The following is a 10,496-nucleotide window of genomic DNA, read 5'->3' on the forward strand; positions in this document are numbered from 1 at the left end:
CTTATTTCAGTTTCGACGCAATGTTGCCTGCAAAGGCATCGATTATGGCGGTGTAGAACACTTCGCTGTCAACAGCGATGGCGGCAGGGTCAGTGCCGTCGGGGTAATAGGCATTCAGCTGGTCCGCAGAGACAGTCAGGTCATAGCGCATATCCTTGGACGCATCGGGCATATCGATGTCCACATCGCCTTTCAGCATCCATTCTCCTACGCCCAGCGCCTGTTCGAAATTGCTGGCCAGCATAACAGAATCAATCTCGACATGGATCTCTGCCGCCTCTCCCGTGTCCTCACCCGCGATCCGGCCGACAAGGCGCTTGGCCAGAGCAGTTTCCAAATCGGTTTCAAGGCTGGTCCAAATTGCAGCGGCCGGGTAATTCTCGATCGCGCTCAGATCTGCCGTCACGTCGATTTCGGAGACTTTGGAGCCAGCAACAGCGGCCGTCGCAATCGCCGAAACCAGAGCGGTGGTGCGGATCAGATGAGTCATGTTTGAATGCTCCTTCAATTTCTGTCCCTTTAGGGGATGCAGCATAGAAACGCGCGGGTTTCTCAAAAGGTTCCTGAATTTTTGGAGATACCTGCAGCTGATCAGTTACCCATTTGTTTTCTTCCTCAGAACATCAAGCGGTGCGTGTTTGCCCGCACTAGGGTACAGACACGCGCTTCCACACGCGTCGCGCAACAGCGCATACAAAATCCGGGCACGGTATCCTCTGGGCAATAGGCTCGGACACAGGCGAGGCATTGGATCTAAACTTGCAGATTGAAATCCGCGGAGATTGAAGCGGGTGCCCATCCCACATCGGTTATGAGGGCCCCGGCAGGAACCATTCCCATCTTCACGCGTTGGCTTCCGGTGAGCGTTGAGCAGAGGGAAGAATGGCAAAGCTAGAACACAACCATCAAGCGCCCCTAACGGCGGATCGAATCGACCGCAACTTGAAGAAAGCCTTTCACGAGCTGGCAACGGAACCGCTGCCGGACCGGTTCTCCGATCTGCTTGATCAGTTACGTAAGGCTGACCTTCAAAAGAAGGACATGCGATGACCGCTGATCCACGCGAAGAGTTGACCGAGCATCTTGGTGCGCTGCGCGCCTTTGCGCTCAGTCTTACCCGGAATTCCGCAGCCGCGGATGACTTGGTGCAGGATACGCTGATCAAGGCCTGGACCAATATCGAAAAGTTCAAACCAGGCTCTAACATGCGGGCTTGGCTCTTTACCATTCTGCGCAACACTTTCTATTCTCTGCGCCGCAAGCGCAAGCGTGAGGTCGAAGATGCTGACGGTTCACTGGCTTTGGCACTGGCCTCCAAACCCGATCACGACGGCCGGCTGAACATGCGCGATTTTATGCAAGCCTTCGACCAACTGCCGGACAGCCAGCGAGAGGCGTTGACCTTAGTGGGTGCGGGGGGGTTTTCGTATGAAGAAGCCGCCGAAACTTGCGGTGTCGCAGTCGGCACGATCAAAAGCCGCGTGGGACGCGCCCGCGCTTCGCTGGTGAATCTTTTGCACCTGAAAGATGGCGAAACGCTGGAGCTGACTGACAGTGTAACGGCGGGAATTCTATCCAAACATCCCGCGGCCTGAGTGTCCGGCCCGGGTCTTAGAAAGGTGCTGCCCATTGCCGGAAGCCCGATGTTGTTCTGGGCCGTTTCCTTGCCCGCGGCAGGGCCGTGTGACAAAATCTGCGCGGGCGAATTCGGCAGGTGCTTGCACCGCGGTAGCGGTACCGCGGTGCCAACGATGACAACATTGTAACGGCCGATGCGAACGTGCCTTTGCTGTCGCCCATTCGGTGCTGTTGAGGAGCATTTGTTAGACGATGTGCTGGCCCCTTGCGGGCAGTTCTCTGCAAATGCTAATCGGTCTGGGCTAGGCCTCGTTTCTTCCAAATGACGAAGTTATTGACCAGGTCCTAAAAAGAGCTGCCGCCCCGACATGAGGCAGACAAATCAGGCACGAGCAGAAGATCAACCCGTCCGCCGATCAGCCCGTGCGGGTCTTGCTTCGCCACGCGAAAGCTCCGCTCTTCGCACTTAGTGCAGATAAAACGCCAACCCTAGGAACAGTGCTGGAACCATTCTTCTGCTCAACCGTTGACTTGCCAGATGGCGCTCACCGCAGCGCGCAAACAATGAAGGAAAAGAGCCATGCTTGGTTGGGCAATCACGTTTCTTATCGTGGCACTCGTCGCCGCAGTTCTTGGATTCAGCGGCATCGCAGGCGCTTCCGCTGGGATCGCACAGATCCTCTTTGTGATTTTCCTCGCGCTTTTCGTTCTCTCGATCGTTGTCCGCCTCTTTAAAGGCTGACCCGCCCCGCCAGCTGCGCTCAGCAGAATGGCCGCTAACACAAGGAGACAGACACATGACCAAAACAGCCGAAACTCAGCAGCAAACCAAAGGCAGCACCGGCTCCGCCGCTGGCAACGCGTCCGGCAACCTTACCGGGCGCGTCAAGGAGCAGGCCGCGCAAACGGTTCAGCAGGCGCAGGAGCAAATCGACGCCGGCTTGCAGTACAGTTCCGGTGAAATGCAGCGCTTTGCAAAAGAGGGTCAGGAATTTGTGAAAAAAAATCCGGGCCTTGCCGTTGCCGGGGCCTTAGGGGCTGGCGTCCTGCTCGGCTTGGCAATGCGCAGTCGTTTCTGACCTGTATCCCCTACATCGCAACCAACCAAAGCCGCGCCGTTTAGTGCGGCTTTGACATATTCGGGAAACGGCTCACACCATTTAAAGCGGTTACGATAAATGCAATTTTTGCCGAACCGGGAACAATTTTCCTAGGACCGCGTTCCTCTTTCAGAGCAACAGACTGAAGGGAGCGAATTATGGAATATGGAATTATTGGCCTGCTTGTCCTGGCTGCAGATATCTATGCAATCATTCAAATCCTGTCCTCGGGTGCCTCCACCGCTGCCAAGATCGTGTGGACATTGGTCATTCTCATCCTGCCAGTGCTGGGCTTCATCATCTGGCTGATCGCAGGTCCTAAATCCTCTGCTGCAAGCATTTGACAGGGCTGCAGCCAACATGTCGCGGCCTGGCGTTCGGACGCCGGGCCATTTTCTTTCGATGCGGGGAACAAACAACGCGAGCGCGCGTTTCCCCATTGAACACTGATAGCAAGGAGGCAGATGATATGACCGTTCCGTCTGATTTGGAAACGCAGGCCCGTGCCCAAGCTGCCGACCTGAGCCGCAAGGCCAAAGCCGCAGTTACGGACAAAGTCCGCGGCACCGCTGATGCAGCGCAGTTGCAGGCCGCCCGCGAAGTGCAGGCAACCGCCGATGCTGTTGGCGCCGCGGCAGATGCATTTGAACCAGGCACCATGCAAGCGCAGGCCGCACAAGTCGTTGCGGGCCACCTTGAGGACGCCGCCCACCGGGTTCGAGCCTTGGATGTCGAGCAAACTGTACGGGATGTCAGCGCCTTTGCGCGCCGCAACCCGCTACTGTTTCTCGGCGGTGCTGCATTGGCCGGATTTGCCGCTACCCGCTTCCTCAAAGCAAGCGAACAGGACAGCCTTGGTACCGACCGCACACATATGACCCGGGAGGTCGGCCATGGCACGTCATGACCTCCGCCAAGTGCCGGAATTGTTCTCGGAGGCTCTCCGGCATTTCGCAGCGTTGCTGCACAGTGAAGCAGCGCTTGCCAAGAGCGAGCTTAAGGAGAACGCCGCCCGCGCCGGAACCGGAATAGCCTGTTTCGCCATCGCCGCGCTAATAGCGCTGACAGGGTTGCATGTTCTGGCGGCGGCGCTGGTCGCCTTGATCGCATCCTCGGGCCTGTCGGCCGGGTGGGCCGCGCTGATCGTCGGCGGCGGGCTGATGGCAGTTGCACTGGGCCTGTTACTGGCCGGCAAATCGCGGCTTAGCAGCGAGGCGCTGTTGCCAAACCGCACCATCCTCAGTGTCAAGCAGGATGCCGCAAGCATCATGGAGGCCGCAAATGCCCGCTACTGAAGATATTGAACAACGCGTGGACGCAAACCGCCGCCGGCTGGCAGAAACCTTGTCCGGCCTGTCCGGCGCCGTTGCCCCGCACTCGGTGGCAGAACAGCTCTCGGCGGCGGCAAATGGCTATGGCGGCGAACTCGGGCGCCAAGCCATAAGCGCAGCTAAGCGTAATCCCGCTGCCCTTGTACTTGCCGGGGCCGGGCTGGCCCTTCTGTTCACCGGCAACGGCAGCAGCCGTTCGCGCACTGCCCCTCCGCCCCCCGCTGCCGTTCCCCCCGAGGCCGCCTTTGCCGGTTTCGACGCGCGTGTCGCCGCAGCAGATGCCGCCATGAAAAAGGAGATGACCGGTATGAGTGAAGAAAACCTCCGCGCTGGGAAGATGCGCGAGACATTGAATGCAGGCCTGGACGTCCTGCCTGCCGCGGCCCGCAAGCGGGTGCTGAAGGCGCGCTCTGCTGCCCTGCAGGCGCAGGAGAAGGTCGAGTCCCATGCCGCCAATGCTGCGGCACGCTCGCGGACGTTTTACGATCAGAACCCACTCGCCGCCGGGGCTATAGCGCTGGGTCTGGGCGCGCTGATAGGGGCATTGCTGCCCTCCACCCGCCAGGAAGACGAGTTGCTTGGCGCACGCCGTGATGCGCTGGCCGTCAAAGCCGAGGCCGCCTTGCGGGAGGAAATGGACAAATTGCACCGCACTGCCAGCGCCAGTCTTGATCCGCGACCATCCCGCCCGGCACCGCACACAGCCGCTGGCTAACGGGAATGCCAAGGATCCTGAAAACCACGCTCAGCGGCCGAGGGGTGCGGGTGATGCTGATGATCCTAACGGTCATCAGCATCACAGCTGCATTGCAGCATGCCCAGCAGGTTCTGGCACCGATGAGTTTTGCACTGGTGCTAGGCATTGTTGTCTCACCGCTTGCAGACAAACTAGCTCGCTTTGGTGTGCCACGGCTGGCGGTTGCCCTGTCCCTTCTTCTGGCCTGCACTCTATTTGTAGCCACTGCAATACTGCTTATCGAACCCGTTGTGAACGCCCTGATCGAGGAGCTTCCGCGCATCAGGTCCGTCGTATCTTCTCTAGTCGATCAAGCTTCTTCTTTGCTGCGCGGGATCGAGACGATCAGCGAGGAAATTGAAAACACTGTCGGCGCTGACACAGTCGAACCCCAGACTGCCATCCCCTCGGTGGGAAACGCCCTATGGCTTGCGCCCAGCTTTCTCTCTCAGGTCTTCATCTTCGTAGGCACATTGTTTTTCTTCACACTGACCCGGGACGACCTTTATCGCCTAACCGGTGCACTGTATGGCCGCCTCAAGCATGCCGATAAGATTGTCGCCCGCTATTTTGCGGCCATAACCGTAGTGAATGCCGGACTTGGAGTGGTGACGGCTGCGGTTCTTATGGCCGCAGGGGTGGAGTACGCTGTGCTGTGGGGGCTTGCGGCGTCCTTGCTGAACTATGTTCTGTACCTCGGCCCGCTGTTGATAATGATCGGACTGGCGATTGCCGGAGCACTGCAGTTTCACGGCCTGTATGCGGTTCTGCCGCCGATATTGTTCCTGTTCATTAACCTGACTGAGGCTAATATTGTTACTCCGCTGATGGTTGGCAACCGCATGGCATTGAATCCGCTGCTGGTCTTCCTTGCCATCATCTTCGGGCTCTGGCTCTGGGGGCCGATCGGCGCCTTTGTGGCGCTGCCGCTGCTGCTGTGGCTGGGTGTGATGCTGGATCCACGCCACAGTTTGCCGGAAAAGCAGATGGAGGATCCGCTGGAGAAGATCCTTTGAAGAACGGCGCCCCCGCCGATCCAGCAGTGTCGGCGGCCTCCAGGCCTCACTCTGCCTGCTGCTGCGCATCCAGCAGATTTTCCCCGCCGTCCAACCCTTCACGCTCACGCTCTGCTGCACCTTCAGAGGGTAGCTCGGCACGGGCTGGATCAGCGGCCTCTGGCAGATCGGAACTGCTGGCCGCCGGACCGGCCTGCCGGGTGCCAATACGTTTCGCCGAGGCGGCGGCTGTCTGGTCCTGCGCCCCGTCCAACCGAACCCGGTAGATAGGCTCAGGGAGACCGAAACCTGCGCCTTCCAGCGCCAATTTTGCGGCTCGGATCGCCTCGCCGCGCGCCTTGGCGAAATCCACCCGGGTCTGATCCACCCAGCCGGTAAAAGTCAGAATAACGTTGGAATCCCCGACCTCGCTGACCCAGGCACCGACTTCGGGATCCTTGAGCACAAACGGCTGCACCTCGAGTGCGGCTACGGCGGTGGACAACGCCGCCGCCAGATCAGCATCGGCATCCACCCCCAAATCGAAGCCAAAGCGGCGATGGGGATCGCGGGTGAAATTCACGATCCGCCCTTTGAAAACGGTAGCATTGGGTATTCGGATATGATTGCCCTCAGGAGAAATCAGGATGGTCGCCCGCGACGTCAGCCGCGCCACCGTTCCCTGGTCGCCCTGGATGTCCACATAATCATTCGGCCGAAACGGCTGGCGCAAGCTGAGCAAGATGGAGGCGATGAAATTCTCCACCGTGTCACGCACAGCAAAACCAAGCGCGAGGCCAACTACACCTGCCGCCCCGAGCACCGCCCCGATCAAAGCCGTAGCGTTCAGAATATCCAATGCCAGAACCAGTCCGATCACGATGAACAGGATACGCGCCACCGCGCGGTAGACATCTGCAATGAAAGGGTTGGGCGCCAGCCGGGTCCAGATGCCAATCCGCGTGGTCAGAAGCCAGCCCCCTGCCGCCACGAGCAAGAAGGCCGTCACCGCGACCAGGAAAATCGGTCCGTTCGCCAGCAGGTTCCGTGTGCGTGCTGCAATCCGGTCCACCGCTGGTGCCAGCCGTTCTTCGAGGGTGCCGCTGATTTCGGTTTCATTCTCTAGCGCGACGACACCGGCCACACGGTTGATGATCTGCGTCAGCCGCTCTTGGGCCGCATTGTCAATCACTGGGCCGGTGGTACGGACGACCCCTTCTGACACCGACACCTTCACGGCACTATATCCGTCAATTTCAGCGAGCAGTTTCTCTATCCTGCTTAGAATCGCACTATCGCGCACTGCTGCATCGCCGACTTCGATAAGGCTGTCGGTCTGAACCGGATCAGCCGCAGTCTGGGCCTGGCTGCTGCCGCCCCCCAGGCAAAGTGCAGCAGTAACAACCCAGCAATGCAGAAGCGGCTTCAGCCTCCGTCCTAGTGTCAGGATGCCTTTCAGGTGCTGCCAGGTGCAAGTCACTCTACGGTTCAATTCCGCATCCTCACGATCAAATCCACTACCGTTGCGCGCAGCTGCTCTGCAGGCCGGCTGCCCCATACAAAGTCCATAAAGCAGAACCCCCGTTTTGAACACGCCTGGTGGTACCCGCGCGGAGCCACATGGGACGATGTACATATCTGCCATCAAGCATACCAAAACACGTGAAAGCCTGCGGCGACCGAAACTCTGGCACGCTCCTCTGGAAAAATCTGCCTTGCGACAGCTAATGAGGCTCGGCGTTGAACTTCAGAAAATTGCGGATGATTTCTTCTTCCGAGCGCATCATGCCGGAACCACTCCCCTTCCCGCGCGTTGAGCTTGTGAACCCAAAACGCAGGAGGATGCCAATGGCGATGCAGGAGACACGCGAACCAGCACCCGGAAGCATCCGCCTCTTACGCTACCACTGGGTGTGCAAAAAAGCAGCAAGCTCAGATGTTCTCACTGCAGATATCACCTTGCGCGCACCTGTTTTTCTGTTCCCTTCCACCACTGCCGGGGCCGCTTTGGCATGTATCACGCTGTCCCCCAGCGTGATGTTAGAGGACTCTCACATACTTACAGGAGTGGTGCCGGAAGAAGCCGGTTTCCTCCCGTTCGAGAAATTGCGCCAGGTGCTGATGGCAGACAGCACGACGCTCGGCATCGCCGCATGTGCCATCCCTAGCTTGGCCTGCTACTCCGCATCCAAGGCAACTGGCCAGTCCAAGACCGGGCTGGAGGCGGTGCATGGTTGTTCCCATTGTGTCGAGCACCGCTGCCGATGCGGAATGGGCGAAAGGCCGTGCCTTACAGCCCTTTTCCTTCCGCTACCACCGCCATCTCAAATGAAAGGAGCACGTTATGGCTGAACGTCACAGATCCAAAGACGGACGCAAGGAAACCGACGAAGTGTTGGGAAAACAGGGCGGCGTAGCCCACCAGGGCCGCACAGGCGGCCGTCTGGCCCGCGACATCGGCACCGAAGACGAGTTGAAGCGCGCTCAGGAGAGGCCAGCCGGGGCAACCCGCGTGACAAAGTCCAAGGAACAGGAGGGCAGTGGTGATGGCAGTTAAGGGAATTCCATCCGGAGCTTGGGTGCTCATTGCGGACGGCGAGAAGGCATTGTACCTCGTCAATCAGGGCGATGAACAGAACATACACCTCACCGTGCGACGCAAGGAGGAGCAGGACAACCCAAAGGCGCAGGACTGGGCCGCAAGCCGCCCCGGCCGCTTCAATGACGGCCCTGGTGTACAGCGCTCGGCAGTCGATGACACCGACTGGCACCAGTTGGAAAAGGCCCGCTTTGCGAAAACAGTGGCAGAAGACCTGTATAAAGCAGCCCACGCTGGAAAGTTCGACACGCTTCTGATAGCTGCCAGCCGCCCGGTGCTCAGTGCCCTGCGTGATGAAATGCACCCCGAAGTGACCGAGAAGCTGATGCTGGACGTGCCGAAGGTACTGACCAACCACCCGCTGGACGAGATCGAGCAGGCCATCCTGCGCGAGGCCGCAAACACGGCCTGACCTGGACCGGTTGCCGCTCTGGCTGTTACCCGGTGTGGCAAGCCTCGTGCTGTTTGCATATCTTCTGACACGAACGGACAGTGCGTTTGCTGGCCGGGCCTACGCGGGCAAGGCTGCGCATCAGCCGCAGCACATCCACATGGCGGCGGATGTCGAGCCAGCTGGTCGGCTCATCAAACAGCATCGCGGGCATGTCCTGGGCCAGAACCATGGCAATGAAAGCCCGTTGGAGCTGGCCGCCGGATAGGGCCGCCAGCTTGCGCCCGGCCAGATCCTCCAGCCCCGTCCAGGTAATGGCACAGGCCACATGAGCCCGGTCGGCGGCATCACCGATGCCCAGCAGGTTCTGATGCGGCGCGCGACCATAACCCACCAGATCAGCTACGGTGACCCCGGGCGGCACTTCATTGTCCTGCGCCAACAGGGCCTGCCGCCCGGCCAGTGCGCGGGGGGACAAACGCGCAATGTCTTCACCCCCAACGCGGATCCGCCCGCTTGCTGCCTTCGGCCAATAGTTACCCGGCGCTTTCTGCCCAGCACGCGACCTTCCGCAATGTACGTTTTGGACGCCTTGGTAAGCAGAATGCCAGCCCCCCGGAATATGGTGTCCAAAACGATTTTGGAGCCTTCGCCAGGGTAGGAGAGTTCGGATATTGTCTTCGCGTTGAGCGGTGTTCGCGTCATGATCCGCACCTTTCGTTGAAGCCATATTGTCGCCAAATGTAGGCGGGGCACGAAAACCTTACGTACGACTAAGTCAATGTTTTGCGACGAAAAATGAAAGCATCGCGGTTTATAGCAAACAACGGAAAACACCATACGTAGTCATTCGTTATGATGGGGGCGTAGGTTCGCGTCCTATCACCGGCAACACACAGCTCCCATGCAATTTAACAGCGCCACCCACTCATTCGTCTGCCAGTCCGCCTCAATTCAGTTGATCACTCCAGAAATTTTCTGCTGATCGGCAAGCCAGGGCAGGCTGGCTTGGACGGAGGTGGAGAGGTCGCCCTGCGATTTCGACCAATTAGCAGATGGTCATACTACTGTTCCTGCCGGGACTGCCTCGGTGAAGGTTTTCTGATGCGGGCCGCGGTGTGAAGGTGCGGCTTGGCGCGGCATCGGTCCGGGTTGGAAAACCTCCCAAGGTGGAAGCCGCGGGGCTCTTGGGGCTGTCTATGGGGAAAGAGCGCTGACGGTGCAATGCGCGGCTGGTGCCAGCGAATATGCCGGTTGAATAATGATGCCGGGGCGGATGCCTGCGTTGCGGACGGTGGGCCAAATCGGGCATAGGCAGCGACGTTGCTGCGTGGTCCCCGGCTCCGGGTAGAGAGCCCGCAAACAGGGTTCCCGCCGGGCTTGTCGGGATGCCCGGTGTTCACAATTCCGGAAGGACGGGTGTTTCGTCATGCGGCTTGGTCCCGCGGTGGCGCGCGGGACCGGGGTTTTTGCCCGCGCCGGAAGATCTCGATGATGTGCATTGTCCCGCCACAGCACGGGCATGGCTCACGCAGGGTGCCCGCGCCGGCGCTGACGAGGCGGCGGTTCGAGATGGCCACCCTGCGGGTGTACCGGCTCAGATAGGCGAGCACGGCTTCCGGGCCTCCAAAGGGCGGTTTGGCATAGACCACCCATTCGGACTTGCGCAAAGGAGCCAGCCACTCTGCGAAGGCACCGGCCTGCGCCAGCGGTTCCAGGCCGCCGAAGAAGGCCAGCTCCCCGGCGCGGAGAAGCGCCATCAGCCC

At 59.6% G+C, this 10,496-nt stretch carries 16 protein-coding genes; 12 read left to right on the top strand and 4 right to left on the bottom strand.

What is annotated here, in order from left to right; translation table 11 throughout:
• Nucleotide 1 precedes the first annotated feature (1 nt).
• The gene (locus AC0KW6_RS10195) at nt 2–490 is read right to left on the bottom strand and encodes a hypothetical protein (RefSeq protein ID WP_323781414.1); all 489 of its coding nucleotides are present in this window, start codon (nt 488–490) and stop codon (nt 2–4) included.
• A 392-nt stretch (nt 491–882) separates the two neighbouring features.
• On the opposite strand from AC0KW6_RS10195, the gene AC0KW6_RS10200 reads away from it, so the two are divergent.
• The 9 genes from AC0KW6_RS10200 (at nt 883) to AC0KW6_RS10240 (ending at nt 5,761) form a co-directional block, all read left to right on the top strand.
• Entirely contained in the window at nt 883–1,050 is a 168-nt protein-coding gene (locus tag AC0KW6_RS10200) for a NepR family anti-sigma factor (RefSeq protein WP_323781412.1), read from the top strand.
• Complete coding sequence (locus AC0KW6_RS10205; RefSeq protein WP_323781409.1) at nt 1,047–1,595, top strand: RNA polymerase sigma factor; 549 nt, start codon at nt 1,047–1,049, stop codon at nt 1,593–1,595. The genes AC0KW6_RS10200 and AC0KW6_RS10205 overlap by 4 nt, the downstream gene beginning before the upstream one ends.
• 563 nt (nt 1,596–2,158) lie before the next feature.
• On the top strand, nt 2,159–2,320 hold the full coding sequence (locus AC0KW6_RS10210; protein ID WP_024092022.1) for a DUF1328 domain-containing protein: 162 nt from the start codon (nt 2,159–2,161) through the stop codon (nt 2,318–2,320).
• Between the two features lie 55 nt (nt 2,321–2,375).
• A complete protein-coding gene (locus AC0KW6_RS10215) occupies nt 2,376–2,657 on the top strand; it encodes a hypothetical protein (protein WP_323781406.1) in 282 nt (93 codons plus the stop codon).
• 179 nt (nt 2,658–2,836) lie between these two features.
• The gene (locus tag AC0KW6_RS10220; RefSeq protein WP_323781403.1) at nt 2,837–3,022 is read left to right on the top strand and encodes a PLD nuclease N-terminal domain-containing protein; all 186 of its coding nucleotides are present in this window, start codon (nt 2,837–2,839) and stop codon (nt 3,020–3,022) included.
• Nucleotides 3,023–3,147: 125 nt separating this feature from the next.
• Nucleotides 3,148–3,585 carry a hypothetical protein gene (locus tag AC0KW6_RS10225; RefSeq protein ID WP_474034849.1) on the top strand — a complete coding sequence of 146 codons (438 nt, stop codon included), beginning with the start codon at nt 3,148–3,150 and terminating at the stop codon, nt 3,583–3,585.
• Entirely contained in the window at nt 3,572–3,973 is a 402-nt protein-coding gene (locus AC0KW6_RS10230) for a phage holin family protein (RefSeq protein WP_323781397.1), read from the top strand. The genes AC0KW6_RS10225 and AC0KW6_RS10230 overlap by 14 nt, the downstream gene beginning before the upstream one ends.
• Nucleotides 3,960–4,724: a hypothetical protein gene (locus AC0KW6_RS10235; RefSeq protein WP_323781394.1), complete on the top strand. Its 765-nt coding sequence runs from the start codon at nt 3,960–3,962 to the stop codon at nt 4,722–4,724. Before AC0KW6_RS10230 ends, AC0KW6_RS10235 begins: the two co-directional genes overlap by 14 nt.
• Nucleotides 4,725–4,777: 53 nt before the next feature.
• A complete protein-coding gene (locus AC0KW6_RS10240; RefSeq protein WP_323781392.1) occupies nt 4,778–5,761 on the top strand; it encodes an AI-2E family transporter in 984 nt (327 codons plus the stop codon).
• Between the two features lie 46 nt (nt 5,762–5,807).
• On the opposite strand, the gene AC0KW6_RS10245 is transcribed toward AC0KW6_RS10240, so the two are convergent.
• Nucleotides 5,808–7,220 (bottom strand): mechanosensitive ion channel domain-containing protein, encoded by a 1,413-nt coding sequence (locus AC0KW6_RS10245; RefSeq protein WP_474034850.1) that lies wholly within the window; start codon nt 7,218–7,220, stop codon nt 5,808–5,810.
• A gap of 260 nt (nt 7,221–7,480) precedes the next feature.
• Between AC0KW6_RS10245 and AC0KW6_RS10250 the strand changes: the two genes are divergently transcribed.
• From AC0KW6_RS10250 to AC0KW6_RS10260, 3 genes are read left to right on the top strand one after another with little or no spacing between them, the layout of a single operon-like run.
• Nucleotides 7,481–8,092 (top strand): hypothetical protein, encoded by a 612-nt coding sequence (locus tag AC0KW6_RS10250; protein ID WP_323781387.1) that lies wholly within the window; start codon nt 7,481–7,483, stop codon nt 8,090–8,092.
• The gene (locus tag AC0KW6_RS10255) at nt 8,085–8,297 is read left to right on the top strand and encodes a hypothetical protein (RefSeq protein WP_024092031.1); all 213 of its coding nucleotides are present in this window, start codon (nt 8,085–8,087) and stop codon (nt 8,295–8,297) included. The genes AC0KW6_RS10250 and AC0KW6_RS10255 overlap by 8 nt, the downstream gene beginning before the upstream one ends.
• Nucleotides 8,287–8,751, top strand: a complete 465-nt coding sequence (locus AC0KW6_RS10260; protein ID WP_323781424.1) for a host attachment family protein — start codon at nt 8,287–8,289, stop codon at nt 8,749–8,751. Before AC0KW6_RS10255 ends, AC0KW6_RS10260 begins: the two co-directional genes overlap by 11 nt.
• A gap of 25 nt (nt 8,752–8,776) precedes the next feature.
• On the opposite strand, the gene AC0KW6_RS10265 is transcribed toward AC0KW6_RS10260, so the two are convergent.
• Nucleotides 8,777–9,460: an ABC transporter ATP-binding protein gene (locus AC0KW6_RS10265; protein ID WP_323781383.1), complete on the bottom strand. Its 684-nt coding sequence runs from the start codon at nt 9,458–9,460 to the stop codon at nt 8,777–8,779.
• Between the two features lie 697 nt (nt 9,461–10,157).
• Nucleotides 10,158–10,496, bottom strand: a 339-nt coding sequence (locus AC0KW6_RS10270) for a transposase (RefSeq protein WP_474034657.1), incomplete at its 5' end; no start/stop codon positions are given.

The organism is Leisingera sp. SA215 (genome assembly GCF_055902035.1).

What these genes read in the sequence shown, in the direction of transcription:
- AC0KW6_RS10195 (WP_323781414.1), bottom strand. Translation starts at nt 490, where the DNA reads ATGACTCATCTGATCCGCACCACCGCTCTGGTTTCGGCGATTGCGACG.
- AC0KW6_RS10200 (WP_323781412.1), top strand. Translation starts at nt 883, where the DNA reads ATGGCAAAGCTAGAACACAACCATCAAGCGCCCCTAACGGCGGATCGA.
- AC0KW6_RS10205 (WP_323781409.1), top strand. Translation starts at nt 1,047, where the DNA reads ATGACCGCTGATCCACGCGAAGAGTTGACCGAGCATCTTGGTGCGCTG.
- AC0KW6_RS10210 (WP_024092022.1), top strand. Translation starts at nt 2,159, where the DNA reads ATGCTTGGTTGGGCAATCACGTTTCTTATCGTGGCACTCGTCGCCGCA.
- AC0KW6_RS10215 (WP_323781406.1), top strand. Translation starts at nt 2,376, where the DNA reads ATGACCAAAACAGCCGAAACTCAGCAGCAAACCAAAGGCAGCACCGGC.
- AC0KW6_RS10220 (WP_323781403.1), top strand. Translation starts at nt 2,837, where the DNA reads ATGGAATATGGAATTATTGGCCTGCTTGTCCTGGCTGCAGATATCTAT.
- AC0KW6_RS10225 (WP_474034849.1), top strand. Translation starts at nt 3,148, where the DNA reads ATGACCGTTCCGTCTGATTTGGAAACGCAGGCCCGTGCCCAAGCTGCC.
- AC0KW6_RS10230 (WP_323781397.1), top strand. Translation starts at nt 3,572, where the DNA reads ATGGCACGTCATGACCTCCGCCAAGTGCCGGAATTGTTCTCGGAGGCT.
- AC0KW6_RS10235 (WP_323781394.1), top strand. Translation starts at nt 3,960, where the DNA reads ATGCCCGCTACTGAAGATATTGAACAACGCGTGGACGCAAACCGCCGC.
- AC0KW6_RS10240 (WP_323781392.1), top strand. Translation starts at nt 4,778, where the DNA reads ATGCTGATGATCCTAACGGTCATCAGCATCACAGCTGCATTGCAGCAT.
- AC0KW6_RS10255 (WP_024092031.1), top strand. Translation starts at nt 8,085, where the DNA reads ATGGCTGAACGTCACAGATCCAAAGACGGACGCAAGGAAACCGACGAA.
- AC0KW6_RS10260 (WP_323781424.1), top strand. Translation starts at nt 8,287, where the DNA reads ATGGCAGTTAAGGGAATTCCATCCGGAGCTTGGGTGCTCATTGCGGAC.
- AC0KW6_RS10265 (WP_323781383.1), bottom strand. Translation starts at nt 9,460, where the DNA reads ATGGCTTCAACGAAAGGTGCGGATCATGACGCGAACACCGCTCAACGC.